The 26,345-nt window shown below is 73.2% G+C and carries 26 protein-coding genes; 15 read left to right on the top strand and 11 right to left on the bottom strand.

What is annotated here, in order from left to right; genetic code table 11:
• Positions 1–124 precede the first annotated feature (124 nt).
• Positions 125–1,084 carry a DUF3800 domain-containing protein gene (locus O7600_RS01140; RefSeq protein ID WP_281591852.1) on the top strand — a complete coding sequence of 320 codons (960 nt, stop codon included), beginning with the start codon at positions 125–127 and terminating at the stop codon, positions 1,082–1,084.
• Positions 1,085–1,167: 83 nt separating this feature from the next.
• Here O7600_RS01140 and O7600_RS01145 read toward each other — a convergent pair whose 3' ends face one another.
• From O7600_RS01145 to O7600_RS01155, 3 genes are all read right to left on the bottom strand, one after another.
• Positions 1,168–2,553, bottom strand: coding sequence for an FG-GAP-like repeat-containing protein (locus O7600_RS01145; RefSeq protein ID WP_281591853.1), 1,386 nt, complete (start codon positions 2,551–2,553; stop codon positions 1,168–1,170).
• Between the two features lie 70 nt (positions 2,554–2,623).
• Complete coding sequence (locus O7600_RS01150) at positions 2,624–2,884, bottom strand: hypothetical protein (protein ID WP_281591854.1); 261 nt, start codon at positions 2,882–2,884, stop codon at positions 2,624–2,626.
• 3 nt (positions 2,885–2,887) lie between these two features.
• The gene (locus tag O7600_RS01155) at positions 2,888–3,082 is read right to left on the bottom strand and encodes a hypothetical protein (RefSeq protein WP_281591855.1); all 195 of its coding nucleotides are present in this window, start codon (positions 3,080–3,082) and stop codon (positions 2,888–2,890) included.
• A 230-nt stretch (positions 3,083–3,312) separates the two neighbouring features.
• Between O7600_RS01155 and O7600_RS01160 the strand changes: the two genes are divergently transcribed.
• The 7 genes from O7600_RS01160 (at position 3,313) to O7600_RS01190 (ending at position 11,923) form a co-directional block, all read left to right on the top strand.
• Entirely contained in the window at positions 3,313–4,284 is a 972-nt protein-coding gene (locus tag O7600_RS01160) for a helix-turn-helix transcriptional regulator (protein ID WP_281591856.1), read from the top strand.
• An 8-nt stretch (positions 4,285–4,292) separates the two neighbouring features.
• Positions 4,293–4,787, top strand: coding sequence for a DUF2716 domain-containing protein (locus O7600_RS01165; RefSeq protein ID WP_281591857.1), 495 nt, complete (start codon positions 4,293–4,295; stop codon positions 4,785–4,787).
• An 83-nt stretch (positions 4,788–4,870) separates the two neighbouring features.
• Positions 4,871–6,433, top strand: a complete 1,563-nt coding sequence (locus tag O7600_RS01170) for a phenylacetate--CoA ligase family protein (protein WP_281591858.1) — start codon at positions 4,871–4,873, stop codon at positions 6,431–6,433.
• Between the two features lie 3 nt (positions 6,434–6,436).
• The gene (locus O7600_RS01175; RefSeq protein WP_091576540.1) at positions 6,437–6,877 is read left to right on the top strand and encodes a DUF4188 domain-containing protein; all 441 of its coding nucleotides are present in this window, start codon (positions 6,437–6,439) and stop codon (positions 6,875–6,877) included.
• Positions 6,874–7,956 carry a hypothetical protein gene (locus tag O7600_RS01180; protein ID WP_281591859.1) on the top strand — a complete coding sequence of 361 codons (1,083 nt, stop codon included), beginning with the start codon at positions 6,874–6,876 and terminating at the stop codon, positions 7,954–7,956. Before O7600_RS01175 ends, O7600_RS01180 begins: the two co-directional genes overlap by 4 nt.
• A 1-nt stretch (position 7,957) precedes the next feature.
• On the top strand, positions 7,958–8,965 hold the full coding sequence (locus O7600_RS01185; protein ID WP_281591860.1) for a nitroreductase: 1,008 nt from the start codon (positions 7,958–7,960) through the stop codon (positions 8,963–8,965).
• A 153-nt stretch (positions 8,966–9,118) separates the two neighbouring features.
• Positions 9,119–11,923, top strand: coding sequence for a glycoside hydrolase N-terminal domain-containing protein (locus O7600_RS01190; protein WP_281591861.1), 2,805 nt, complete (start codon positions 9,119–9,121; stop codon positions 11,921–11,923).
• A gap of 106 nt (positions 11,924–12,029) precedes the next feature.
• Here the strand turns inward: O7600_RS01190 and O7600_RS01195 are convergent, their stop codons facing one another.
• Positions 12,030–12,743 carry a hypothetical protein gene (locus O7600_RS01195; RefSeq protein ID WP_281591862.1) on the bottom strand — a complete coding sequence of 238 codons (714 nt, stop codon included), beginning with the start codon at positions 12,741–12,743 and terminating at the stop codon, positions 12,030–12,032.
• 73 nt (positions 12,744–12,816) lie between these two features.
• Between O7600_RS01195 and O7600_RS01200 the strand changes: the two genes are divergently transcribed.
• Entirely contained in the window at positions 12,817–13,644 is an 828-nt protein-coding gene (locus O7600_RS01200; protein ID WP_281591863.1) for a PIG-L family deacetylase, read from the top strand.
• A gap of 24 nt (positions 13,645–13,668) precedes the next feature.
• Here the strand turns inward: O7600_RS01200 and O7600_RS01205 are convergent, their stop codons facing one another.
• The gene (locus O7600_RS01205) at positions 13,669–14,808 is read right to left on the bottom strand and encodes a glutamate--cysteine ligase (protein WP_281591864.1); all 1,140 of its coding nucleotides are present in this window, start codon (positions 14,806–14,808) and stop codon (positions 13,669–13,671) included.
• A gap of 148 nt (positions 14,809–14,956) precedes the next feature.
• Positions 14,957–16,381 carry a type I glutamate--ammonia ligase gene (gene glnA, locus O7600_RS01210; protein ID WP_281591865.1) on the bottom strand — a complete coding sequence of 475 codons (1,425 nt, stop codon included), beginning with the start codon at positions 16,379–16,381 and terminating at the stop codon, positions 14,957–14,959.
• A 234-nt stretch (positions 16,382–16,615) separates the two neighbouring features.
• Here glnA and O7600_RS01215 point away from each other — a divergent pair, with 234 nt between their 5' ends.
• Positions 16,616–18,400: an N-acetylglutaminylglutamine amidotransferase gene (locus O7600_RS01215; protein ID WP_281591866.1), complete on the top strand. Its 1,785-nt coding sequence runs from the start codon at positions 16,616–16,618 to the stop codon at positions 18,398–18,400.
• A gap of 17 nt (positions 18,401–18,417) precedes the next feature.
• Positions 18,418–18,684 carry a hypothetical protein gene (locus O7600_RS01220; protein ID WP_281591867.1) on the top strand — a complete coding sequence of 89 codons (267 nt, stop codon included), beginning with the start codon at positions 18,418–18,420 and terminating at the stop codon, positions 18,682–18,684.
• Between the two features lie 131 nt (positions 18,685–18,815).
• On the opposite strand, the gene O7600_RS01225 is transcribed toward O7600_RS01220, so the two are convergent.
• Entirely contained in the window at positions 18,816–18,986 is a 171-nt protein-coding gene (locus O7600_RS01225) for a hypothetical protein (protein WP_174529122.1), read from the bottom strand.
• A 190-nt stretch (positions 18,987–19,176) separates the two neighbouring features.
• Between O7600_RS01225 and O7600_RS01230 the strand changes: the two genes are divergently transcribed.
• Positions 19,177–20,049: an alpha/beta hydrolase gene (locus O7600_RS01230; RefSeq protein ID WP_281591868.1), complete on the top strand. Its 873-nt coding sequence runs from the start codon at positions 19,177–19,179 to the stop codon at positions 20,047–20,049.
• On the opposite strand, the gene O7600_RS01235 is transcribed toward O7600_RS01230, so the two are convergent.
• Together O7600_RS01235 and O7600_RS01240 are read right to left on the bottom strand one after the other, a co-directional pair.
• Positions 20,046–20,276 carry a hypothetical protein gene (locus O7600_RS01235; protein ID WP_281591869.1) on the bottom strand — a complete coding sequence of 77 codons (231 nt, stop codon included), beginning with the start codon at positions 20,274–20,276 and terminating at the stop codon, positions 20,046–20,048. The two genes, O7600_RS01230 and O7600_RS01235, sit on opposite strands and share 4 nt — an antisense overlap.
• A 58-nt stretch (positions 20,277–20,334) precedes the next feature.
• The gene (locus O7600_RS01240) at positions 20,335–21,069 is read right to left on the bottom strand and encodes a serine/threonine protein kinase (RefSeq protein ID WP_281591870.1); all 735 of its coding nucleotides are present in this window, start codon (positions 21,067–21,069) and stop codon (positions 20,335–20,337) included.
• A gap of 85 nt (positions 21,070–21,154) precedes the next feature.
• Between O7600_RS01240 and O7600_RS01245 the strand changes: the two genes are divergently transcribed.
• Positions 21,155–21,589, top strand: a complete 435-nt coding sequence (locus O7600_RS01245; protein WP_281591871.1) for a hypothetical protein — start codon at positions 21,155–21,157, stop codon at positions 21,587–21,589.
• Here the strand turns inward: O7600_RS01245 and O7600_RS01250 are convergent.
• Positions 21,561–22,565, bottom strand: coding sequence for a nitroreductase family protein (locus O7600_RS01250; RefSeq protein WP_281591872.1), 1,005 nt, complete (start codon positions 22,563–22,565; stop codon positions 21,561–21,563). The genes O7600_RS01245 and O7600_RS01250 overlap by 29 nt on opposite strands.
• A 113-nt stretch (positions 22,566–22,678) precedes the next feature.
• Positions 22,679–23,908 carry a helix-turn-helix domain-containing protein gene (locus tag O7600_RS01255; protein ID WP_281591873.1) on the bottom strand — a complete coding sequence of 410 codons (1,230 nt, stop codon included), beginning with the start codon at positions 23,906–23,908 and terminating at the stop codon, positions 22,679–22,681.
• An 83-nt stretch (positions 23,909–23,991) separates the two neighbouring features.
• On the opposite strand from O7600_RS01255, the gene O7600_RS01260 reads away from it, so the two are divergent.
• Both O7600_RS01260 and O7600_RS01265 read left to right on the top strand, forming a co-directional pair.
• Entirely contained in the window at positions 23,992–25,083 is a 1,092-nt protein-coding gene (locus O7600_RS01260) for a ferredoxin reductase (RefSeq protein ID WP_281591874.1), read from the top strand.
• Positions 25,084–25,096: 13 nt separating this feature from the next.
• Positions 25,097–26,236, top strand: coding sequence for an acyl-CoA desaturase (locus O7600_RS01265; RefSeq protein ID WP_281591875.1), 1,140 nt, complete (start codon positions 25,097–25,099; stop codon positions 26,234–26,236).
• Positions 26,237–26,345 lie beyond the last annotated feature (109 nt).

A 26,345-nucleotide genomic window follows, 5' to 3' on the forward strand; every position in this document is an offset into this window, starting at 1 on the left:
GTCGGGGCCACGTCGGCGACGCGGTGAGTGTGATCACGAACGCGTCGTCCGGTTCCCGCCGTCGTGTCCGGGGACGGGCGGCAATCCCCTGGACCGATCCGGGCGCGTCGGCGAGCATGGGCGGGTGGGACCGGGGACGAGGCTGCCGTTGCAGGGTGGGCTGCCGCCGGCCGGGATCCCCACCGGTCCCGTCGTGGAGATCGCCTGTGACGAGTCCGGGTTCTCCGGCACCAACCTGCTCGACCCCGCCACGCCGGTGATCGCCCACGCGAGCGTCGACCTCCGCGCCGACGAGGCGTCCGCGCTGCTCACGTCCCTGCGTTCGGACTTCCGGTCCGCGCCGCACGAGGTCAAGTCCCGGCAGTTCCTGCGCCGCCCGGAAGCCGCCGTGGCGCGGGAGTGGTTCCTGGCGGCGCTGCGCGGACGGGCGCACGTGCACCTGGTCGACAAGCAGTTCTTCCTCGCCACCCGCGTCGTCGACCTGCTGATCGCGGAGCCGTCGTACGCGGCCGGCACCTGTCTCGCCCCGGCGCACCGGGAGGCCGCCCTCGCCCTGCACCGGGTCGGGCGCGCGGCCGGCGCCGACTGGACCGCCTTCCTGGCCGCGTTCGTCGACATGCTGCGGACCAAGCGTCGGGACCGGGCCGGCGACGGCAGCGTGGACCGGTTCCTCCGGGCCCGGGACGCGCTGGCGCGGCACGCGCCCGCCGACGCCGTCCTCACCGGGCTCGACCGCGCCCGGGTGGCCGCCGTCCAGGCCCGCCTCTACGACGACGACCGGTCGATCCCGCCCCCGCTGGAACCGCTGCTGCCGGCGCTGGCCGAGACCGTGTTGTCCTGGAGCGGCGACGGACGGCGGGTGCTGGTGGTCCACGACGAGCAGAGCGCGCTCACCGCCGACCGGCTGCGTCGCCTCCAGCGGGCGCTGGCCGAGGGCACCGGACGGCCGGTAGAGGAGTCACCGCTGGCGGGCCTGGTGACGACCGACTCCCGGGACGATCCCCGGGTGCAGGTGGCCGACCTGCTCGCCGGCGTGGCCCGGCGGAGTCATCAGACGAACGGCGACAGCTGGCTACGGCCGTAGCCGGCTGTGGCCCGGCCCCCAGCGGAGCGGGTGACGGGCGAACGCGCCCGGCCAGGGCCGGGCGCGTTCGGATGGGGGACGGGTCAGACGATGCGGTTGTAGCCGCCCCAGCTGCTGCCCACCTGCCGGACGTCGCCGTACGGTGCGCCGCCGTCGCGGGTGTAGTTGTTGGAGAACAGCCACATGGTGCCGTCGGACTTGACGCCGAGCAGGTCGGTGAAGCCGTCGCCGTTGGCGTCGGCGGGAACGATGGTGGGGTAGTTGCCCCAGCTGCTGCCGACCTGGCGGACGTCGCCGTACGGTGCGCCGCCGTCGCGGGTGTAGTTGTTGGAGAACAGCCACATGGTGCCGTCGGACTTGACGCCGAGCAGGTCGGTGAAGCCGTCGCCGTTGGCGTCGGCCGGGACGACGCGGGCGTAGTTGCCCCAACCGGTGCCGACCTGGCGGACGTCGCCGTAGGGCGCGCCGCCGTCGCGGGTGTAGTTGTTGGAGAACAGCCACATGGTGCCGTCGGACTTGACGCCGAGCAGGTCGGTGAAGCCGTCGCCGTTGGCGTCGGCCGGGACGATCCGGGCGTAGTTGCCCCAACCGGTGCCGACCTGCCGGACGTCACCGTACGGCGCGCCGCCGTCGCGGGCGAAGTTGTTGGAGAACAGCCACATGGTGCCGTCGGACTTGACGCCGAGCAGGTCGGCGAAGCCGTCGCCGTTCGCGTCGGCGTTGATGACCCGGTCGTAGTTGCCCCAGCCGCTTCCGATCTGCCGGACGTCGCCGTAGGGCATGGCACTGTCCCGGTTGTAGTTGTTGGAGAACAGCCACATCGAGCCGTCGGCCTTCGTGGCCACCAGGTCGTGGAAACCGTCGCCCGTCACGTCCGCGATCCAGGGGTCGCGCACCGGGGTCTCCCCGCTGCCGATCACGTTGCGGTAGCGGAGTGCGACGTAGTTGCTCGCCGGATGGGAATCGATGAGGCCGTCGGCGCCGCCGGTGAGCGTGTCGGTCGCGATCTTCACCGGCGTGGAGCCGAACGAGTAGTACTCGAACGTGCCGGTCGACTGGTTGATCCAGCGTTTGAAGAGGACGACGTGTTCGGTGGGCGAGTTCAACGCGTCCCCGGGCAGGAGGCTGTTCTTGCTGATCTGGGTGGCGACCTTGCCGATGTTGCCGGTCCAGGCCGAGGTCGAGAGATGCCAGGCCATCGAGACGTATCCGGAGCAGTCCTTACGGTAGTCCTTGCCGTCCTGGTCGTGGTGGAAGTCGTACTGGTCGTAGGTGATGCTGCCGCGGTTGTCGTACCAGTACTGCGCGCGGCTGAGGATCTCGTCGCGGCTGATCTGACCGCCCACGCTGGAGGCCGCGTGCGCCGCCTGCGGCACCTCGGTCATCGTGGCGCCGACGCCGGCGGCGATGCCGAGGCCGGCGGCGAGGGTGACGCCGAGCGTCATGGCGGTGAGTCGTCGGATCAACATGATTTCTTCGCCTTCCGGTAAGGAATTTCTGATTGCGGGATGAAGAGAACGGAGAAAGGGGATTCCGCGGCTACACGATTCGCCACGGACGGAGCCAGACGGTGTCGGCGATGGCCTCTTGGACGAGCCGGCGGAGTGCGTGGCCGGCCTCGTCCACGTCTTCGGTGTCGACGAATGCCATGATGTCGGCGCCGTGCGGACCGGCGCGGACGCGAATGTGTTCCACGCCATTTCCCGCGCTGCACCGCGCGGAGAGCACCTCGCGTATTGCCGCCGGGTCCACCATGGGCGTGGCGGTGAGCGGCGCGATGCGGAGATGTGTCGCCACCACCGCTCAGACCCCGTCTCGGGTGGGCAGCCCAGCCGTCCAGCCGGAGACCGCAGGCGTGCCGGCCGGCGGGTTGCCCCACCCGAAGCCTTCGGCCAGCGCGGTCAGCGCCTCGCCGCCGACGAGGAACGCGACGGAGACCACCAGAGCGAGCGTGACGATCAGGACGAGACGACGAGGTGCGGTGGCGATTTCGGACACGGTGATCTGCCTCCCGATGGAGTGAATTCGACAATTGCGGGGCTGCTTGCTCGGCTTTGCGGTGATCCGCGCTGGCCTGAAATGAGCATCGCGGTCCGCCCGGGCGTTGTCAGCAGGTCCGGGCTGGCGCGAGCCCGCCCGGCGGTTTTCCGCCAGCCCCTCGTTCGGGACACCACGCCGAATCCCGGCGCGGCAGAATGGCCGTCGGCGGCCGACTCGGGGGAGGGGCGATGTTCGACCTGTTAGGACTGTCCGAGCAACACGAGTTGGTCTATCGGGCGATGCTCCACCGTCCCGAGCTGAACGTCGCCGGTCTGGCCGGGCACCTGGGCGTTTCTCCTGATCAGGTGCGCGAGGCGCTGGACCTCCTGGCGGACCTCGCGTTGGTGCGGTTCGACCCCGACGGCGGTGAGGCCCGGCTGGTGCGCCCTCAGGCGGGGCTGATGGCGCTCCTGGCCAAGGTCGAGGCCGAGGTGGCTGTCCGCCAACGGCAGGTGGAGGCCACGAGAGCCGCCATCGCCGCCATCGCCACCGCCCACGACGACCGCCACCAGGTGCGGGAAGGGCGGGTCCTCGACGGGATCGACGCCGTCCGGGACCGTCTGGCCGAGCTGTCCCAGACCGCGCGGTTCGAGTGCCTGTCGTTCACGACCGGCCGCGGGCAGAGCCCGGACACGCTGCAGGCGGAGGGACCGCTCAACCAGTTCGCGCTACAGCGGGAGGTGCGCATCCGCAACGTCTACCAGGACAGCTTCCGCAACGACCCGGTCACCCTCGCGCACGCCCGGCGGATGGCCGGTCTGGGCGCCGAGTCGCGCACCGCGCCGACGCTGCCGATGCGCCTGGTCATCGTCGACCGCGACACGGCCCTGGTGCCCATCGAGCCGGAAGACCCCCGACGGGGCGCCCTGGAACTGAGAAGTCCGGGCGTCGTCGCGGGACTGGTCGCGCTGTTCGAGCAGGTGTGGCGCACCGCGACACCCTTCGCCGAGCAGACCACGCCGGACGAGCAGGGCCTCACCCCGCACGAACGCGAATTGATCCGGCTGCTCGCCGCAGGCCACACCGACGAGTCGGCGGCCCGCAAGCTCGCCGTGTCGGTGCGCAGTGTCCAGCGGATGATGACCTCCCTGACCGAACGCCTGGGCGCGGCAAGTCGCTTCCAGGCGGGTGTCCACGCCAGCCAACGCGGCTGGGTGTGAACGCGTCCGTGGTCAGCAGGGCCTACCGCGAGCTGCGGGACGACTACACCGAGGTCTGGGACCGCTTCGACGCCCGGTTCCACTTCCGGCCGTCCGTCCGGCACTTCCCGGCGATCACCGAGCCGACTCCGTCGGTGACCTGGCGTCTCGGTGACCCGGACGACGACCGGTTCGTCGAGGTCGTCCGGGCGGCGGTCACCGCGTTGACCGGTACAGACACGATCCTCTGCCTCGACTGGCAGCACACCTGCTACCGGGTGTGGCCGGCGCTGGTCGGGCCGGACAACCTCGACCCGCCCGGCGACCCGGGCTGGCCGATGTCGCCGTACCCGGACGGCGACTACGCCATCTTCCTGGCGGAGGACTTCCGCTTCGGCACGTTCGGGCACCCGTGGGAGCGGACCCTCTGCGTCTTCGGCGCGGACCTGCTCGCTCTCGTCGAGGCCGACCTGCACGAACTGCTCGGCCCGCCGGTGCGGCGCGACGGCCCGCCGGCGGCCTGACCGGCGGCTGGGTACGGGTACTCAGCACGATCACCGTCGCGCGGCTCAGGTGCCGGCGACGCGGCGTCGACAGGATGCTGGGCATGGCCGAGACGCTGCACCGACCCGCCGTCCTGCGTACCGTCGAGACGCCGATGCCCGCCGTGGCCGCACTGTCGCTCGTGGCCCGGTGGGTCGCGGCGCTGGTCCGGCTGGTCGGCCGCCGTCCGGCCGGCTGGCGGTGGCTGGCCCGGCACCACCATCCGCTGCTCGACGGGCTCGCCGAGGCGAACGCGCGGGCGACCTGCGTGCGGGCGGCCCGGCGGGTGCCGGCCTACCGGGCGTTCCTGCGGGCCCGCCCGGCCGGCGTCCGCCGCCGGCTGCGGGACTTCCCGGAGACCGACAAGCCCGGGTACGTGGTGGCGCACGCCGCCGCCGCCCGCTGCTGGCGGGGGCGGCTGCCGCGCCACGGGGTGGTGGTCGACGAGTCGGCCGGGTCGTCGGGTCGGCCGTTCAACTGGCCGCGCGGCGAGCGGGAGCTGCGGGCGGTGCACCGGGACATCGCCGGCTACACCGGGTTGGCGTTCCCGATGCGCCGACCGTTCGTGATCAACGCGTACTCGATGGGGGCCTGGGCGACCGGGACCACGACCGGCGCGGCGATGGCCCGGATCGCGGTGGTGAAGAACACCGGGCCGGACCTGGGGAAGATCGTCGACACGCTGCGGGAGTTCGGCCCGGACTTCGACTACCTGGTCACCGCGTACCCGCCGTTCCTCAAGCACCTGCGGGACCGGCTGGACGCCGAGGACTTCCCCTGGTCGCGGTACCGGATCTTCGGCAGCTGCGGCGGCGAGGGGATGACCGAGGCGCTGCGTGACTACCTGGAGCAGCGGTTCGTGCGGGTGCGCTCGGCGTACGGCGCGTCGGACCTGACCATCGGCATCGGCGCGGAGACCCGGTTCACGGTGTGGCTGCGACGGCGCCTGCGTACCGACGCCGCGCTGCGCGCGGAGCTGCTCGGCGCCGGGGAGCAGCGGCTGCCGATGGTGTTCCAGTACAACCCGTTCGCCACCTGGCTGGAGACCAACGAGCGGCGGGAGCTGGTCTGCACCGTGACCGGCCCGCACGTGCTCCAGCCCCGGCTGCGCTACAACGTGGGCGACGAGGCGCTGCTGGTGCCGTACCGGCGGATCGTCGAGCTGGCGGCGGCCGACCCGGTGCGCCGGGCCGAGTTCCGCACCGCGGTGGCCGAGGAACGGATGACGCTGCCGGTGCTGCTGCTGTTCGGCCGCGCCGACTCCACGGTGTCCTACCTGGGCGCGAACCTCTACCCGCAGGACGTCGAGTACGGCCTGTACACCGGCAACCCGCACGCCGCCCAGATCAGCCGGTTCTGCCTGGCGTTGCACGAGGACGCGGCGCTGGAGACCCGGCCGGTGATCCACGTCGAGCTGCGCCGCCCGCTGGCCGCCGCGCAGCGCGCGGCGCTCGCCGACGCGTGCCGCGACGGGGTACGCCGGCACCTGGCCTCGGTGTCGCGGGACTTCGCGCAGTCCCTGGTGGAGGACCCGACCGCCGGGGACCTGCGGGTGGAGCTGCACGAGGCGGACCACGGTCCGTTCGCCGGCCGGCAGAAGCTCAAGAACGCCTACCTGGTGAGGTGACCCGTGCGTACCCGTGACTTCTCCCGCGCCCCGGCGCAGGCCCGTGCCGGCGCCATGTTCATCGGCGGTACCCGCTACGCGAACCCGCTGGTGCTGCTGCGGCTGGCCCCCGACTGGTTCCGGATGGTCCGGGACATGCGCCGGATGTCCGGCTACTGCTGGCACACCGTCTACTGGCAGTTCCCGCTCACGCTCGGCACGATCGCGTTCTTCACCGACCGGGACGCGATGCTGCGCTTCGCCCGGACCCGGCACCACCGGCGGCTGATGACGTGGCTGACCGACGGCACCCGCAACGCGACCGCCGGGTTCATCCGGCTCTACACGGCGTCCCCGGACGGCTACTCCAACGGCGCGTGGCGGGCCGAGGACGGCGCGATGGGCCACATCGACACCTTCACGCCGCTGGGCGCGGAGACGACCGGCCCGGCGGTGCGCCGGTGAGCGGCCACCGGTTCACCCGGGTCACCGACCGACGTGGCCTGCGGGACTTCGTCGCCCTCACCGACCGGCTGTACGCGGGCGAGCCCCGCTACGTGCCGACGCCGCGTCAGCAGATCCGCCGCTGGTGGCGTGACGGCGTGCCGATGTACGTGCTGCGCGACGCCACCGGCGCGGTGGTCGCCCGGACCACCCTGCACACCGACGCGGACCTGGACGCGAAGCTCGGCCGGCGGTGCCAGCTGTTCGGGCTGACCGAGTTCGCCGCGCCGGCCGCCGAGCCGCTGTTCGACGCGATCGCCGGGCACGCCGCCGCCGACCGGGACCTGCTGTTCGGGCCGGTGGCGCTGCTGCCCAACCAGGCCGGTGGGGTGATCACCTCCGGGTTCGACGACCGGGGGTTCGTGGACAGCGCCTGGAACCCGCCGCGCTACCCGGCCGCCTACGAGGCGTACGGGTTCACCCGCCGGTTCGTCTCCGACACCTGGATCTGTCCGGTCCCGGCGCCGGACGGGCCGCCGCCCCAGCTCGGCGTGCAGCCCGACGGCGCGCGGCTGGAACTGCACCGGGGGAACGTGCGGCGGCTGGACGCGCAGCTCGACCTGCTGCGCGGGATGCTGAACGACTCGTTCGCCCAACTCGGCTACTACACGCCGATCTCGGCCGCGCAGTTGCGCCGGCAGACCGACGGCCTGGCCCACCTGCTCGACGAGTCGTTGCTGCTCCACCTGACCCGGGACGGCCGGCCGGTGGCGTTCGTGCTCTGCGTGCCGGACATCAGCGCGTTCCTGGTCGCGGTGCGCGGCGACCTGCGCCCGGTCAACCAGCTGCGGCTGCTGGCGCGCCGTCGCCGCTACCGGCGGGAGGCGGTGCTGATCGTCAAGGGCGTGGTGCCGGACTTCCAGGGGCGCGGCTACCAGCGGCTGCTCTCCGCGCACCTGCACCACCACCTGCGGGCCGGCGGCTACACGACGCTGCGCAGCACCTACGTCGGGCGGGACAACCCGGCGTCGGCGGCCCAGTTCCGGCGGCTCGGCGGCCGTCCGCTGCACGGTTACACCTTCTACGCCCGGGAGCGCTGACATGGACCTCGCCGCGTTCCGCGCGTTGGAGCCGCTGTGCTGGCGGGCTCCGAGCGCGCACAACACCCAACCCTGGCGGCTGCGCTACGAGCGGTGGGCGGTCACGGTGGGCTGGGACCCGGCCGACGCGCTGCCGGCCGGCGACCCGACCGGGCGGGACCTGCGGCTGTCGCTGGGCGCGTTCGTGGAGACCTGCCTGATCGTCGCCGCCGACGCGGGGCTGCGGCTGGGCTGGGTCGCCGACCTCGACGCCGCCGACCGGCGGGTGGGCCGGCTGCGCCCAGCGCGGCACCCGTACCGGACGCCGTTTCGCACCCCGGAGGTGTGGGACCGACGGACCGACCGGGGCCGGTTCACCGACGGGCCGGACGCCGACGTGGTCGCGGCCGTGGACGCCGTCGCCCGTCGGTCGGGCGGCGCGGTCCACGTGGTCCCGGACGGTGGGCGGGTCGGCGCGTTGCTGCGCGCCGCCGACCGTCACGTGTACGGGGACCCAGCGGTCGTGGCGGAGCTGCGGCGGTGGCTGCGCCTCGACCCGGCCCGTCGGGACTACCGGGCGGACGGGCTGACCGACAGGTGTCTCGGGTTGTCCCGGCCGGCGGCCGTCGGACTGCGGGCGGCGCTGGCCGCGTACCCGGTGCTGCGACCGCTGGGACTGCCGCGGGCGCTCGCCGCCGCCGGCGGTGATCCGCTGGCGCGTGGGGGAGCGTTGCTGGCGCTGGTCGCGCCCGCCGACCTGGACGAGGCCGGGCAGGTCGAGTTCGGACGGGTGCTGCTGCGGGTGTGGCTGACGGTGCAGGCGGCCGGGCTGGCGGCCCATCCGCTGAGCCAGCTCGTCGACGTCCCTGGCAGTCGCGACGCGCTCGGCGCGCTGCTGGACGTCGAGCCCGGGCGCATCCTGCACGTGACCCGGGTGGGCCGGCCGGTCGGTCCGGCGCCCCGGTCGGCCCGCCGGGTCGACCCGGGGGCAGGGATGGCAACGTTCGCAAAACCCGTTCCCGCTTCTTGACGCGCGGTGTTCTCATCCACGACAGTCCATATCAGCAGATGTGGCGCGCGTACGGGAGCTCGGGCGCAGACATCGGGCAGGGGCGCGTGGGCAGCGCCTGTTAACGCTAACAGCGACCCCAACCGTCTCTGATCCGCGTGACCTGGAGAGACCATGTCCGAAGTGACCCGAAGGAACGTCATCAAGGCCGCGGCGGCCGGGAGCGGCGCCGCGCTGCTGCCGGCGGCCTGGACCGCCGCCGCCCGCGCCGGCTCGGCCGCGCCACCGGAGGCGCTGGCCGCCGACGACCTGGCGCTCTGGTACGACGAGCCGGCCGGCACCGACTGGCTCCGCGCGCTGCCGATCGGCAACGGGCGTCTCGGTGCGATGGTGTTCGGCAACATCGACACCGAACGGCTGCAGCTCAACGAGGACACCGTCTGGGCCGGCGGCCCCTACGACTCGGCAAACACCCGGGGCGCGGCCAACCTGGCCGAGATCCGGCGGCGGGTCTTCGCCGACCAGTGGACCTCGGCGCAGGACCTGATCAACCAGACCATGATGGGCAGCCCGGGCGGCCAGCTCGCCTACCAGACCGTGGGCAACCTCCGGCTCGCCTTCGGCTCGGCCGACGGGACGACCCAGTACCGGCGGACCCTCGACCTCACCACCGCCACGGTGACCACCACCTACCTGCGGGGCGGCGTACGGCACCAGCGGGAGGTCTTCGCCAGCGCGGCCGACCAGGTGATCGTGGTCCGGCTGACCGCCGACCGGGCCGACGCGATCACGTTCTCCGCCACCTTCGACAGTCCGCAGCGGACCACCGTGTCGAGCCCGGACGGCGCGACCATCGGGCTCGACGGCGTCTCCGGTTCCATGGAGGGCGTCACCGGCTCGGTGCGTTTCCTCGCCCTGGCCCACGCCGCCGCGACCGGTGGCACGGTCAGCAGCTCCGGCGGCACGCTACGGGTCTCCGGCGCCACCAGCGTGACCATGCTGATCTCGATCGCCTCCAGCTACGTCGACTACCGCACCGTCAACGGGGACCACCAGGGCATCGCCCGCAACCGGCTCGCCGCCGCCCGGACCGTCGCCGTCGACCAGTTGCGCAGCCGCCACCTCGCCGACTACCAGGCGCTGTTCGGCCGCGTCAGCATCGACCTGGGACGCACCGCCGCCGCCGACCAACCGACCGACGTCCGGATCGCCCAGCACGCGACCAGCGACGATCCGCAGTTCGCCGCGCTGCTGTTCCAGTACGGACGCTATCTGCTGATCTCCTGCTCCCGTCCGGGCACCCAGCCGGCCAACCTCCAGGGCATCTGGAACGACTCGCTGGCACCGGCCTGGGACTCGAAATACACGATCAACGCCAACCTGCCGATGAACTACTGGCCGGCCGACACCACGAACCTGTCCGAGTGCTTCCTGCCCGTCTTCGACATGGTCAGGGACCTGGCGGTCACCGGGGCTCGGGTCGCGCAGGCGCAGTACGGGGCCGGCGGCTGGGTCACCCACCACAACACCGACGCCTGGCGGGGCGCCTCCGTCGTCGACGGCGCGCTGTGGGGCATGTGGCAGACCGGCGGCGCCTGGCTGAGCACCCTCATCTGGGACCACTACCTGTTCACCGGCGACCTCGGCTTCCTTTCGGCCCACTATCCGGCCCTGAAGGGCGCCGCCCAGTTCTTCCTCGACACCCTGGTCGCCCATCCGACGCTCGGCTACCTGGTGACGAACCCGTCGAACTCCCCGGAGCTGTCGCACCACGCGAACGCCAGCGTCTGCGCGGGACCCACGATGGACAACCAGATCCTGCGCGACCTGTTCGACGCCGCGGCCCGGGCCGGTGAGGTCCTCGGCGTCGACACCACCTTCCGGTCCCAGGTGCGGACCGCCCGGGACCGGCTGCCGCCGAGCCGCGTCGGCTCCCGCGGCAACGTCCAGGAGTGGCTGGCCGACTGGGTCGAGACCGAGCGGACCCACCGGCACGTGTCCCACCTGTACGGCCTGCACCCCGGCAACCAGATCACCCGGCGGGGCACCCCGGCGCTGTACGAGGCCGCCCGCAAGACCCTGGAACTGCGGGGTGACGACGGCACGGGCTGGTCCCTCGCCTGGAAGATCAACTTTTGGGCGCGGCTGGAGGACGGCGCCCGCGCCCACAAGCTCCTGCGCGACCTGGTCCGCACCGACCGGCTGGCGCCGAACATGTTCGACCTGCACCCGCCGTTCCAGATCGACGGCAACTTCGGCGCCACCTCCGGCATCGCCGAGATGCTGCTGCACAGCCACACCGGCGAGCTGCACCTGTTGCCCGCGCTGCCGAGCGCCTGGCCCACCGGGCGGGTGACCGGCCTGCGCGGCCGGGGCGGCTACACCGTCGGGCTCGCCTGGAGCAACGGCCAGGCCAACGAGATCGGCGTCCGCGCCGACCGGGACGGGACGCTGCGACTGCGGTCCCGGCTGTTCACCGGCAGCTTCGTGCTCGTCGACGCCGCCGACGGCAGCTCGCCGGCCACCACCCGGCCGGAGACGGACGTCGTCCAGCTCACCGTCCGCGCCGGCCACACCTATCGCGCGACCCGTCCCGGCGTGACGCCGTCGCCCACCCTCACCCCCACGCCGGGTACGCCGCCGACGCCGACGCCGACCACCAGCTCGCCGGCGCCCTCGGGCGCCCGGGCGACGTACGCGGTGACCGGCTCGTGGTCGGGTGGCTTCCAGGGCGAGGTCACCGTCACCGCCGGCGCGACCGCGATCCGCGGCTGGACGGTCTCCTGGACGTTCCGGAACGGCCAGGTCGTCAACCAGATCTGGGGCGGCACGCACAGCCAGAGCGGCGCGAACGTGACGGTGCGCAACGTCGACTACAACGGCGCGCTGGCGGCCGGCGCGTCCACCACCTTCGGCTTCATCGGGTCGGTGAACGGGGCCAACGACCCGCCGACGTCCCTCACCGTCACCACCACCTGACCGACGCGGGACGCGCCGACCGCGGCGGCCGGCGCGTCCCCCTCCGGCGGACGGCGGCTCATGCGGGTGTCCTTCGTGGGGATCGGACGGCGGGTGGGTGCCCGGATCAGGCCAGCAGCGTCTCGCGCAGTCGCGCGCCCGGGTTGATCCGGCCCACGACGTGCGGCCCGGCCGGGTCGTAGACGTCGACGGTGTGGTTGCGGCGCATCATCTCCCGCACCGCCGGCGGCAGCCGGGGCGGGTCGTCCATCGCGGCGAGGACCCGCGCGGCGGTGCCCGTCAGCCGTTCCACCAGGGCGACGCTGTCGATGTCCACCCGCACCCGGCCGAACTCCCACCCGGCCGTGGTGAGGTCGAGCACCTCGAACAGGCGCACCACGAACGGCTGCGGGTCGGTCACCCGGTCGAGGCGGTCCGCCCGGGCCCCGACCACCTCGACGGCGGCCGTCACCTGCGCGTACGGGTGCAATCCGCTCGGCAGGGCGCCCAGCGGCCAGCGCAGCGCCGGACCGGCCTCCTTCCACAGGGGCCGGTAGTTGCGTCTGTGCACCAGCAGCCGCCGGCCGGTGCGCCGGAACACCTCCTGCGCCTGGAACTGGAGGTCGGCGTGGGCCTCCTCGGCGGCCTCGCACACGATCCCGGCGGCCACCACCAGACCGTCGTCGTCGGACAGCAACCGGGTGATCGCGTCGACCTGGTCGGGGAACCGGACCGGCGCGTGCGCGCCGTAGGAGTGCCGGACGTCCCGCAGCAGCGCCTGCTGACGCCCGGGGTCCAGGTCGACCCGATCGCCACCGAGCAACCGCCGGAGCCAACCCATCGCGCCTCGCTTCCGTCGCCGTCTGCGGACCGGGCAATGCTAGTTCGTCGGTTCCTGCTCGTATGGTGACGGGGTGGCAGAGCGATCTTTGACCCTGATGGCGGTGCACGCGCACCCCGACGACGAGGCGACCAGCACCGGCGGCGTCCTCGCCCGCTACGCGGCGGAGGGCGTCACGACGGTGCTCGTGACGTGCACCGACGGGCGGTGCGGCGACGGCCCCGACGGCGTCAAGCCGGGCGAGGACGGACACGACCCGCAGTCCGTGGTGGCGATGCGCCGCGCCGAGCTGGCGGCCAGTTGCGAGGCGTTGAAGGTGACCCACCTGGAGACGCTCGACTACGCCGACTCGGGGATGATGGGCTGGGCGACCAACTCCGCGCCCGGCGCGTTCTGGAACACGCCGGTGGACGAGGCGGCCGACCGGCTGGCCGAGCTGATCCGGCGCTACCGCCCCGACGTCGTGGTCACCTACGACGAGAACGGCTTCTACGGTCACCCCGACCACATCCAGGCCCACCGGATCACGATGGCCGCGGTCGAACGGACCGACATCCCGGCGAAGGTCTACTGGACCACCGTGCCGCGCAGCGCGTTCCGGGAGTTCGGCAAGGTGATGCAGGAGATCGGGGTCGAGTTCCCCGAGCCGGACGCCGCCGACGAGATGCCGCCGCTGGGTCTGCCGGACGAGGAGATCACCACCTGGGTGGACACCCGCGCCCACGGCGGGCAGAAGTTCGCCTCGTTGGCCGCGCACGCCAGCCAGGCGGAGAACATCTTCTTCCTGCGCCTGGGGCAGGAGCGGTTCACCGAGCTGATGGGGATGGAGACGTTCGTCCGGGTCCGTGACCGCACCGGCGCGTCCACGCCGGAGGACGACCTCTTCGCCGGCCTGCGCTGACGACGCGGTGCGGGCCACCGCCGGTCAGTCCGCGGTGGTCTGCGCGGCCAGGTGGTCGAGCACCACCCGGACGTTCCCGCCGGTGTCGGCCATGATCCGTCGTTGCCGGGTGGCCCCGGTGCCGTCGCGACGGACCCGGTCCACCTCGCGCAGGATCAGGTCCCGGTCCCCGTGCCGGGTGAGCGCGGGCGCGACCAGGACGAGCAGGTCGTCGACGAGGTCCCAGGCCGGCCGGGGTCGGCCGGTGCGCAGGTCGACCAGCTCACCGTCGACGCCGTCGTGGGCGGCCCGCCAGTGCGCGGCGGCGACCAGGCAGTCGCGGATGCGGGGGGCCGGCACGCCGGCGCCCACCTCGTCGATCATCGTGGCGACCAGGGCCCGGACCAGCCCGGCGACCAGGACGGTGTCGTCGACCGTCGGGCAGACGTCGCCGACGCGGACCTCCACCGTCGGGTAGGAGGCGGACGGCCGGGCGTACCAGTAGACCATCGCGGCGTCGAGCATGATTCCGGCGGTGATCAGGTCCTGCACGGTGGCGTCGTAGTCGGCGGCGGAGTCGAAGTGCGGCGTGGGCCCGATGCTCGGCCAGCGTTCCAGCTGCATCGACCGCCAGCTCGCGTGCCCGGTGTCGCGCCCGTCGTGCAGCGGGGAGTTCGTGGTGAGCGCCTGCACCACCGGCAGCCACGGCCGCAGGTGGTTGCAGACCTGCACGGCGAGTTCCCGGTCGGGCACGCCGACGTGGACGTGGCAGCCGCAGACCGCCGGGTCGTGGGCGACCGGACCGAACCGGCGGGACATGTCGTGGTAGCGCTGCTCGTCCGGCACGGTGCGGTGGGCCTCGCAGACCGGGGTGGCGCCGACGGCGACCAGTCGCGCGCCGACGGCCGCGGCCGCGCGGGCGGCGGCGCGGCGCAGCGCGACCAGGTGGTCCCGCAGTCGTGCCAGGTCGGGGCTTACCGGGGTCACCATCTCCACCATGCTGTGCCGGAACTCCTGCCGGGCCTGCTCGCGGGCGGTCCCGGACAGCGCGTCGCGGACCCGGTCGGCGACCGGCATGCTCTCCCCGGTCTCCGGGTCCAGCAGCAGGAACTCCTCCTCGACCCCGAGGGTGAGGGTGGCGGGGATCGCCGGGGCGGAGGTGGCGGTGGCGGGCCGCCGCCTCATCGACGGCTCCACCGGAGTGCGGGTCCGGTCGGTGCGTCGTCGCGCGGCGGGGCCATGCCTCGACGGTACGAGTCCGGGTGCCCGCCGGATGCGGTTTCCCCGGAGCACCGCCCCCACGTGCGACACGCGGGGGCGGCGCGGGCCCGGGTCAGCAGTCGAAGTAGAGCGCGAACTCGTGCGGCGTGGGCCGCAGGCGCACCGGGTCGACCTCGTTGGCGTTCTTCCAGTCGATCCAGGTGGAGATCAGGTCGTCGGTGAACACCCCACCGTCGAGCAGGTAGTCGTGGTCCTGGGCGAGCGCGTCCAGCGCGTGCGGCAGGGAGCCGGGGACCTGCTTGACGTCGCCCCATTCCTCCGGCGGGAGGTCGTAGAGGTCCTTGTCGATCGGGGCCGGGGGTTCGATCTTGCTCTTGATGCCGTCCAGGCCGGCCATCATCATCGCGGAGAAGGCGAGGTAGACGTTGGCGGACGGGTCGGGGACGCGGAACTCGACGCGCTTGGCCTTGGGGTTGCTGCCGGTGACCGGGATGCGGGTGCAGGCGGAGCGGTTGCGCTGGGAGTAGACCAGGTTGACCGGGGCTTCGAAGCCGGGCACGAGGCGTCGGTAGGAGTTGACGGTCGGGTTGGTGAAGGCCAGCAGTGAGGGTGCGTGGTGCAGCAGGCCGCCGATGTACCAGCGGGCGGTGTCGGACAGGCCGGCGTAGCCGGTCTCGTCGTAGAACAGCGGCTCACCGTTCAGCCAGAGGCTCTGGTGGGTGTGCATGCCGGAGCCGTTGTCGCCGAAGAGCGGCTTGGGCATGAACGTGGCCGTCTTGCCGTGCGCCCACGCCTCGTTCTTGATCAGGTACTTGAAGAGCTGGAGCTGGTCGGCCGCGTGCAGAAGCGTGGAGAACCTGTAGTTGATCTCGGACTGGCCACCCGTGCCGACCTCGTGGTGCGAGCGCTCCACGGTGAAACCGGCGTCGACCATCCGGCGGACCATGCTGTCCCGCAGGTCCGCGTAGTGGTCCACGGGGGGCACGGGGAAGTAGCCGCCCTTGTAGGCGGTCTTGTAGCCGCGGTTGCCGCCCTCCTCGATCCGGCCGGTGTTCCAGGCGCCCTCGATCGAGTCGATGTAGTAGAACGACTGGTGCGCGGAGGTCTCGTGGCGGATCGAGTCGAAGATGTAGAACTCCGCCTCGGCGCCGAAGTAGGCGGTGTCCGCGATCCCGCTGGCGGCGAGGTAGGCCTCGGCCTTCTTGGCGACGTTGCGCGGGTCCCGGGAGTAGGCCTCCCGGGTGAACGGGTCGTGCACGAAGAAGTTCAACGCGACCGTCTTCTGCGCCCGGAACGGGTCGACGAACGCGGTCGCCACGTCGGGCAGCAGGAGCATGTCCGACTCGTGGATCGACTGGAAGCCGCGGATCGACGAACCGTCGAACGCGAGGCCGTCGGTGAAGACGCTGTCGTCGAAGGACTCGACCGGCAGGTTGAAGTGCTGCATCACGCCGGGCAGGTCACAGAAACGTACGTCGACGAACTTCACGTCCTCGTTCTTGAGGTAACGCAGGAGTTCCTCGGGATTGGCGAACACACGTCCTCCTGGCAGGCGTTGTTGATCATGGCCACGTCCCGTGGCCGGACCGCCCGGGGACATGGCCCGTACCGCCACCGTACGACGGTCCGCCCGTTCCGGCTCGCCAACCGCCCATCCCGGGTTTCCTCCGTCACAGGCCGGGTAGACGGCGGACCCGGCGAACCGCCCGGGGGACGGCGCGGCGGGAGGTGTGCCTGGTGGGTGCTCCGCGACTGACCGGCGGCCGCTGAGATGTGCGGGATCAGCGGCGAGGCCCGCTTCGACGGCGCCACCCCCGACGGGGCCGCGGTGACCCGGATGACCGAGGCCATGCGCTCGCGCGGCCCGGACGGCGAAGGGCTCTGGAGCGACGGTTGGGTTACCCTCGGGCACCGCCGGCTGACCGTCATCGACCTGTCCGAGGCCGGCGGCCAACCCATGGTCCGGGAGGACCTCGGGCTGGCCCTGGTCTTCAACGGCTGCGTCTACAACTACCCGGAGCTGCGCGAGGAGCTGCGGGCGGCCGGGCACACCTTCGGATCGACCAGCGACACCGAGGTGGTGCTGGTCGCGTACGCGCAGTGGGGTGAGCGGTTCGTCGACCACCTGGTCGGGATGTTCGCGGTCGCCCTCGTCGACCGGCGGCGGCGCCGGCTCGTGCTGGCCCGGGACCGGCTGGGCATCAAGCCGCTCTACCTCGCCGAGTCACCCGGCCGGCTGCGTTTCGCCTCCACGTTGCCGGCGCTGCTCGCCGCCGGCGACGTGGACACCGGCATCGACCGGGTCGCTTTGCACCACTACCTGTCCTGGCACTCGATCGTGCCGGCGCCGCGCACGATCCTGCGCGGGGTGCGCAAACTGCCCCCGGCCACCGTCCGGGTGGTGGAGTCCGACGGCCGCAGCCGCGAGCACGTCTACTGGCGGCCCGAATACCGGCGCGACCCGGCTCACGACGGCATGGACGCCCGCGACTGGCGGGCCGCGGTCGGGGACGCGCTGCGCACCGCCGTACGCCGGCGGCTGGTCGCCGACGTGCCGGTCGGGGTGCTCCTCTCCGGCGGGCTCGACTCCAGCATGATCGTCGCGTTGCTCGACGGGGCCGGGCAGCACCACCTCCAGACGTTCAGCATCGGCTTCGACAGCCGGGGCGACGAGGCCGGCGACGAGTTCCACTACTCCGACCTGGTCGCCCGCACGTTCGACACCGACCACCACCGCATCCGGCTCGCCGACGGCGACCTCGGCCCGGCCGTACGGGCCACCGTGACGGCCATGACCGAACCGATGGGCAGCCACGACGTGGTGGCGTTCCACCTGCTCTCCGAGCAGGTCGCCCGGCACGTGAAGGTGGCACAGTCCGGGCAGGGCGCCGACGAGGTGTTCGCCGGCTACGGCTACCACCACCGGCTCGCCGACGCGGCCCGCGCGGACGCGGCCGCCGAGTTCACCGCCGCGTTCTTCGACCGGGACCACGCCGAGCTGAACCGGGTGGTCGACCCGGCGTACGCCTGTGACCGGGACGCCAGCGGCGAGCTGGTCGCCGCGGAGCTGGCCGCGCCCGGCGCGCAGACCGCGGTGGACGCGGTGCTGCGCCTGGACACCCACCTGATGCTCCCGGACGACCCGGTGAAGCGGGTGGACAGCATGAGCATGGCCTGGGGGCTGGAGGTGCGTACCCCGTTCCTCGACCAGGACCTGGTGACGCTGGCCGCGGCCTGTCCACCCGAGCACAAGCTGGCCCAGGGCGGCAAGGGGGTGCTCAAGGACGTGGCCCGCGAGGTGCTGCCGGCCGAGGTGATCGACCGGCCCAAGGGCTACTTCCCGGTCCCTGCGCTGCGCAACGTCGACGGTCCCGTGCGAGAGTTGGTGGTCGAGGCCCTGCACGCGCCCGAGGCGCGCCGGCGCGGCCTGTTCCGCCGCGCGTACGTCGACGAGCTGCTCACCGAGCCGGACCGGGCCCAGGCCGCCGCCGGCAGCAACAAGCTGTGGCAGCTGGGCCTGCTGGAACTGTGGTTGCAGTCCCAGGGCGTGAGCTGACCCGAGGGGGAGGCACGGTGAAGTTCGTCATCGAGAGCGAGCCCGACGGCACGGTCGGGTTCACCGTCCTGGGCGACGACGGCCAGGTGCTCGCCACCGGCCGGCCCTGCCCGGACAAGGGGTCGGCGCTGGCCGCCGTCGGGGAGCTGATGCACGGCGGGGGCGACGCCTGCGTCGAGGACCGGACCGAGGCCACCGGCCAGCCGCGCCCGCCCGGCGACACCACCGAGATCGGTGGCGGCGACATGTCCGCGATCGGCCGCTCCGGCATCCCGCCGGTCTGAGCGCGATTCCCGCCGTCAGGCCGTCGGCCCGGGCGGGCGCGGCCGAGCCGGAGAGGCTCGACCGCTAAGACCTGGTTCGCGCGATCGGGTGGCGAACGCCCCAGGCCCGCCGGCGGTGCCGCTCCCGACCGTCACTGTTCGTCGTCGACGACCTCGGTCCGGTCGTCGACCGTGGCGGTGACGTCGAGGTGCTCGTCCGGCTGGGGCGCCTCGGCCAGCGTGTGGTGCGGGTCGCCGTCCGGCGAGAACAGCACCTGATCGGTCTTGCGCGTCTTCTCCTGTTCCTCTTCCGGCTCCGTCACGGCGTCCCCCTCCGGCTCCGGCCGCCTCCTGCCCAGGCTGCCTCCCTGCCCACACGCTATGCGCCGGCCGACGGTTCGGGCGGGTGTTTGCACCGCCCCGGCCGGTACCGCCGGCACGCCTTCGCGGCCGGGCCACCCGCTCGGCGCGGTGCGGCCACGGATGTCGGACCGGGGTCGTAGGGTCACCGCCATGACGACAGGGATCCACACGCTCGCCGTGCCCGGCGCCGACCTGGTCTACGACGTCCGTGGGCCGCTGCCGCCGGCCGACGGCCGCCCGGTGCTGCTCATGATCGGCCAGCCGATGACGGCGGAGGGCTTCGACGCGCTCGCCGGGCACTTCGCCGACCGCACCGTGGTCACCTACGACCCGCGCGGGCTGGGTCGCAGCGTGCGCACCGACGGCCGGTCCGACCACACCCCGCAGCAGCAAGCCGCCGACCTGCACCTGCTGGTCGAGGCGCTCGGCGCCGGGCCGGTCGAGATCTTCGCCAGCAGCGGCGGCGCGGTCACCGCCCTCGAGTTGGTCGCCACCCATCCCGACGACGTCGTCACGCTGGTGGCGCACGAGCCGCCGATCAACGCGGTGCTCCCCGACGCGGCAGGGGCCGAGCGGGCCCGCGCCCGCTTCTCCGAGGCGTACCGAGCCGGGGGCAACGGCGCCGGCATGGCCGACTTCATCGCGATGACGTCCTGGCAGGGCGAGTTCACCGACGCCTACTTCGCGCAGCCTTCGCCCGACCCGGCCGCGTTCGGCCTGTCGACGGAGGACGACGGCACCCGCGACGATCCGCTGCTGTCGCAGAACTCCTGGGCGGTCACCGACTACCGGCCCGACGCGGGCCGGCTCGGCGCGGCGTCCACCCGCATCGTGGTCGCGGTCGGGGAGGAGTCGGCCGGCACCTACACGGCGCGCACCGCGGCGGGCACCGCCGCGCTGCTCGGGCAGCAGGCAACGGTGTTCCCGAGCCACCACGGCGGCTTCCTCGACGGTCGGTTCGGCTACGGCGGCAAGCCGGAGGAGTTCGCCGCCCGCCTCCGCGAGGTCCTGGCCGGCGGCTAGCGCGGACCAGACGTCGGACGACGGCGCTGCCCCGGCGGGTCCAGGTCGAGAAGCGTCCGCAGCGACCGCAGCAGTCGGAGCCGGAACGGCGGCGGTGGCGCGGCGGCGATCGCCGTGAGCACCGCGGACGCCTCGGCGTGCAGCTCGGCCCCGAAGGCACGCAGCGTCGCCCGGTTCTCCCGGTAGCGCAGCCAGAGCTGTCCCGGTCCCAGGGCCGGCAACAGCACGATCAGCAGTCCTGGCCTGGCACCACGCCACCCACGAGCGGGGTCGGGCGGTCAGCGGTCAGGCGTTCCGCCAGGCCTCGACCAGGTCGGGCACGGACGCGTACCGCGCATCCGGGTCGGCCCGGGTGGCCCGCTCCACCACCGCCGCGGCGCGGTCGCCGCCCCGCCAGCCCGACGGCGCGTCGAGCAGGTGGTGCAGCGTACGGCCCAACGCGTGGACGGTGGTGCGCTCGTCGATCAGCGAGCCCCGGGTCGTCTCCTCCGGCGAGAGGTAGCGGCGGGACCCGGGCAACCGCTCGGAGTCCAGGACGAACGGGCCCGGCCGGTACTCGTCCAGGTCGATCAGCCGCATCCGGTGCCCGTCGAAGTCGTAGAGGAAGCAGCCGTCGTACAGGTCGACCGCGACGTAGCCGGCGGCGCTGACGGCCAGGTGGGCGTCGAGGATCACCGCCAGGGCCGCGCGCGCCTCGGTGACCGGCAGGCGCTGGAAGCGGGCCAGGCCGGCGCGGTCCGAGCCGTGCACGGTGGCGTGGTTGAGCACGGTGCCGGCGCACCACGGGTAGATCAGAGTGGGCCCGTCGGTGCCGTCGCGCACCAGCTCCGGCCGGACGATGTCCGGGTGCCGGACGGCGGCGTGCAGCCCGAGGGCCCGGGTGAGCGAGACCCACGCCCGCGGCGTCCGGGCCTGCTTGACGAACCAGCGCCGGCCCGCCGCCCGCACGCCGAAGGACAGACAGCCGGAGTCCTGGTCGCCGAAGACCACGAACGCGTCGGCCGGATCCGGTTCGAACACCCGCCGAGACTAGCGCCCCCTCCGGCCGTCCGGGCCCCGGTCGACGTGGGCATGCGGTGGTGCCGGACCGGGTAGACGTCCACGCATGTCCGGAAGCGCACGGCAGCGGGACCTCTTCATCGCGACCCTCGGCGCGGTCCTGGCCGGCTACGGTGTGCTGCGGCTCGTCACGGAACCGTTCTCGTGGTTCCCCGTCCTCTGGCTGGCGGCGGCGGTCACGATGGTCGGGACCACCCTGCGCCGGGCCCTCGCCGCGCGCACCGCCGAGCGGCGTCCGCCCGGCCCGCGGCCCGCCCGGCGGGCAGCACGGGTGATGGCCGTCGCCTCGGCGCTGTTCGGCGTGGTGCTGTTGGCCGTGGCCCTGCCCCGGTTCGTCCGGGACGGTCACTCCCCGGCGTTGCTCGCGCTCTGGGCGACGTTCGCGGTCGCGATCCTCGGCTTCAACCTCTGGACCGCCTTCCGCCGCCCGGCGGAGGGGGACGACGAGAGGGTCACTCCGGCGGCGCGACCACCTCGATGACGTCGGCCGGCGTGCGGCGCGGCGCCGGCGGCAGCTCGGCGTCGGGCCCCCAGCCGACCCGGACCACCAGGTACGGCGCGCCGATTCCGGCGAGCAGGTCACGCATCATCCGGCGGGGCCAGGCCAGCTCGATCGCGTCGCTGAGTGGCGCGCTGGCCAACCCTTCGGCGGTCGCGGTGAGCAGCAGCGCCGACAACGCCTCGCCGCCGCGCAGCCAGGCCGCCGGCTCGTCGCGCTCACCGAACAGGATCAGGTACGCCGCGCCGCGGTCGAAGTCCGCGCCCGCGCTCAGCCCGGCCGCCCCGCCGGGCGCGTAGTCGCGCACCGGCACCCGCCTCGGCGCGGGTCGCACGGCGGTGGCGGCGGGCACGCCGTCGCCGCTGTCCGCCGGCCGGTTGGTCCAGCGGCGCAGCTCCTCCCGGTATGCCGGGTCGGCCAGCTCGGCGTCGGCGGCCCGGCCGGTGGAGACGGCCAGCATCGGCATCTGGTCCGGCCGGACCACGTGCAGGTGCGCGCCCTCGGCCTCGACCGCGTCGGTGAGGCGGGCCAGGACCGGTTCGGGCACCGGGCGGTCGCCGTACGCGCGGCGGTCGGTGCGCCGGCGCGGGATCGCGTCGACCAGCCGTCCCGCCGGCACGTCCAGGTCCGCCGGGCCGGTGGCGCGCAGCCGGGCCAGCAGCGCCGGATCGGCCGGGTCGGGCATCCGTTCCACGGTGACCGCCCACCCGGCGGCGGTCAGCGAGACGCGGGCGTGGTGCAGCGCCGCCCCGCAGCTCAGCGTGAGCAGCCGGGCGTCCGGGTCGGTGTGGGTGAGCTGCCGGTCCGGGTCGGCGCGCAGCTCCAGCGCGTCCGGGGTGACCCGCCAGCGCCAGGGCTGGGTGTTGAAGACCGAGGGGGCGTGCAGGGACTGCCGGGCCGCGGCCTCCAGCACCCGTACCGTCGGGGTCTGCTCGACACCGGTCGATGAGCGGTTCATGGTGGCGCCTCCTCGTTGCTCGTCCCCTTCCGACCCTGCCCGCCGGCGCGGGTGGGGGACAGGGCCGGACGACCCGGCCGTTCGGGCCCGGCGACCCGGGGCCCGGCGGACCGTCAGGCGGGGGCCCCGCCCTGCTCCGCCGGCACGGCGAGCGCGATGGTGAGGTCGAGGACGGTGGCCGGGTCGTGCAGGCGGTCGCCGAACAGTTCCCGGAGCTTGCCCATCCGGTAGCGGACCGTCTGCGGGTGGACGAAGAGGTCCGCCGCCACGTCGTCGCGTCGCCCCTGGTGCAGCAGCCACGACCGCAGCGTCTCGGCGAGCCGGTGGGCGGTGGCCGGCGGCAGGACGGCCAGCGGGGCGAGGGCCTGCGCGCGCAGGTCGGCCAGGGCCTCCGGGTCCATGCTGAGCAGCAGGGTGGCCAGGTGCCGTTCGGTGTCGACCGGCCCGGCGTCCGGCTCGCCGAGGCCGAGCGCGAGCGCCCGGGTGGCCCGCTGGTAGGACGCGGCGACCCGGTGCCACGGCCGGGCCGGGCCGAGCACCGCCCGGTGCCCGTGCAGCAGTCGGGTGAGCTGACGCCGCCGGCCGCCGTGCGCGTCCGGCACCAGCAGCACCGCCAGCTCCTCGGCCGGACTCATCCCGGGCAGGTCCTCGCCGCTCTCCAGCGTGTGCGGGTTGAGCAGGGCGAGCACCGCGCGCAGGTGCCGGCGGGGCAGCAGCACCACGGTCAGGGTCTGCGGCAGCGGCCAGTCGGCCCGTTCGGCGCTGGCCCGTAGCGACTCCTCCGGCTCCCCGGCGAGCAGCTGCTGGGTGAGCCGTTCCAGGCTGCGGCGGCGCACCCGGCCGGCGCTGGCCAGCTCGTCGGCGTGCCCGGCCACGCTGGCCGCCGACAGCTCGTCGATGTAGGCGAACATCAGCTCGGCGAACTCGGCCACCGTCTCGGCGGCCGACCCGCTGCGGACCGTGGTGGTGGAGACCTCCCGCCAGGCCACCCGCGCCCCCACCCGGTACGCGGCCAGCAACGCGTCCATGCTCCGCCCCGAGCGGGCCTCGCCGCTGCCCAGCGCGTAGGCGGCCTCCAGCGCGGGGGCCAGGGGCGTGCTCGGGTCGGCCGTCTGGGTACCCTCGATGAGCTGGAGGAACGTGCCGAGCGCGATGCGTACCGCGTTCTCGATCTTCTCCCGCATGGTCCCGGTCAGCGCGCCCGAGTAGTCCGGGACCTCGGCGGTGATCGCGGTGACCGTCCGCTCGGCGACCATGGGCAGCCGTTCGCGCAGCGTCGCCGCCACGCCGGCGTCGAGATCGAGATGGGCTGCGCGCTGGCCCGTCCCGGCCTCCTGCGTCATCTTGTTCCCTTCGAACAAAAACCTGCGACCGTTTCACCTTTGCCGGTCAAGATGTTATGCGATTGGGCAGCCACGCTGGTCATATGACCACAACTGCCCACCGCCGCCCCCAGAAGGTCTCCTTCCGGGACAGGCTGCTGCGGCTGGCCGGCACGGTCACCACGCCGCTGCTCCCGGACGACTACCTCGACATGGTCGCGCCGCTGCGCGCCGGCGCGCCGTTGCGTGGTCGCGTCGTCGCCGTCCGCCCGGAGACCCGGGACGCGGCCACGCTGGTGATCCAACCCGGTCGTGGCTGGCGGGGCCACCTGCCCGGGCAGTACGTGCGACTCGGCGTGGACGTCGACGGGGTCCGGCAGTGGCGCGCGTACTCGGTCACGTCGGCGCCGGGCGCGGCCGACGGCCGGATCAGCGTCACGGTGAAGGCCATCCCCGACGGCAAGGTCAGCAACCACCTGGTCCGCCGGATCCGACCCGGCACGATCGTCCAGCTCGACCAGGCCCAGGGCGACTTCGTGCTGCCCACGGCCGTGCCCGAGCGGGTCCTGTTCCTCACCGCCGGCAGCGGCATCACGCCGGTCATGGGCATGCTCCGGTCCGGGCTCCTGGACCGGGCCGACGCGGTGCTGGTGCACTCGGCCCCCACCCGTGACGACGTCATCTTCGGCGCCGAACTGCGGGCGCTGGCCGAGCGCGGTACGGTACGGCTGGTCGAACGGCACACCGACACCTCCGGCCTGCTCGACGTGGCCGAGCTGGACGACCTCGTACCCGATCACGCGCAGCGGCACACCTGGGCCTGTGGCCCGATCGGCCTGCTCGACGCGGCCGAGACGCACTGGGCGGCACGCGCCGCCGCAGAACTGTTGCACACCGAGCGGTTCCGTCCCACGGTGATCACGCCGGGCGAGGGCGGCACGGTGACCTTCACCGGGGCGGGGGTGACCGTCGAGGCCGACGGCGCCACCACCCTGCTCGACGCGGGGGAGAACGCGGGGGTGCTCATGCCCTCGGGCTGCCGGATGGGGATCTGCTTCGGCTGCGTCGTGCCGTTGCGCCAGGGCGCCGTACGCGACCTGCGCAACGGCGACGTCACCACGGCCGTGCCGGGTGACGGCGTCGCCATCCAGACCTGCGTGTCGGCGGCTGCCGGTACCTGCGACATCGATCTCTGAAGGAGCCACCGACGTGACCGTGATCCAGAAGAAGGCCGACAACCCGATCGCCCACCTGAGCGCCGAGGACATCGAGATCATCGGCAAGGAACTGGACGCGATCCGGGACCGGGTCCTCGCCGACCGGGGGGAGCGGGACGCCCGCTACATCCGCAAGGTGATCAAGACCCAGCGGACGCTGGAGATCAGCAGTCGGGCGGTGCTGCTCTTCTCGCTGTTCCCGCCGGCCTGGATCGTGGGCACGGCGGGCCTCACGGTCGCCAAGATCCTCGACAACATGGAGATCGGGCACAACGTCCTGCACGGCCAGTGGGACTGGATGCGTGACCCGAAGATCCACTCCACCACCTGGGAGTGGGACCACGTCTCGCCGGCCGACCAGTGGAAGCAGTCGCACAACGAGCTGCACCACCGCTTCACCAACGTGGTCGGCAAGGACAACGACCTCGGGTACGGCATCATGCGCGTCGACGAGGACCAGCCCTGGCACCCGATGCACCTGGGCCAGCCGGTGTGGAACCTGCTCAACGCGTGCTTCTTCGAGTACGGCATCGCCGCGTACGACATGGAGCTGGGCGACCACCTCAAGCAGAAGCGGCTCAAGGACCCGGCGTTCCGGGCCAAGGCCAGGGCGGTCGGCCGCAAGATCCGGCGCCAGGTGCTGAAGGACTACGTGGTGCACCCGCTGCTCTCCGGCCCCTCGTTCCTGTCCACGCTCGCCGCCACGTTCACCGCCAACCTGCTGCGCAACGTGTGGAGCCACTCGGTGATCATGTGCGGGCACTTCCCGAACGGCGTGGAGACGTTCGAGAAGACCTCGATCGAGGGCGAGACGCGCGGCGAGTGGTACCTGCGGCAGATGCTCGGCTCGGCCAACATCAGCGGCCCCCGCCTGCTGCACCTCATGACCGGCAACCTGTCGTTCCAGATCGAGCACCACCTCTTCCCCGACCTGCCCAGCAACCGCTACCAGGAGATCGCCCCGCAGGTGCGGGCGCTGTTCGACCGGTACGGCCTGCGCTACACCACCGGCCCGCTGCCCAAGCAGGTCGCCTCCGCCTGGTGGAAGGTCATCCGGCTGTCGCTGCCCAACCGGCGCGACCGTCGGCAGCCGGCCGCCCCGGGCACGCTGGTCGCCTCCGGCGCCGTCTGACCGACCCGTGCACGGCGGGTGAACGTTCGCCCGCCGGCACCTGCACACTCGGTGTCTTCGCAGCTCAGGGCGCTTCCACCGCGGTCCTGGCGGCGTCGCGCTCCCCGTA

Origin of the sequence: Micromonospora sp. WMMA1998 (assembly GCF_027497375.1) — a bacterium.
GTDB lineage: Bacteria > Actinomycetota > Actinomycetes > Mycobacteriales > Micromonosporaceae > Micromonospora > Micromonospora sediminicola.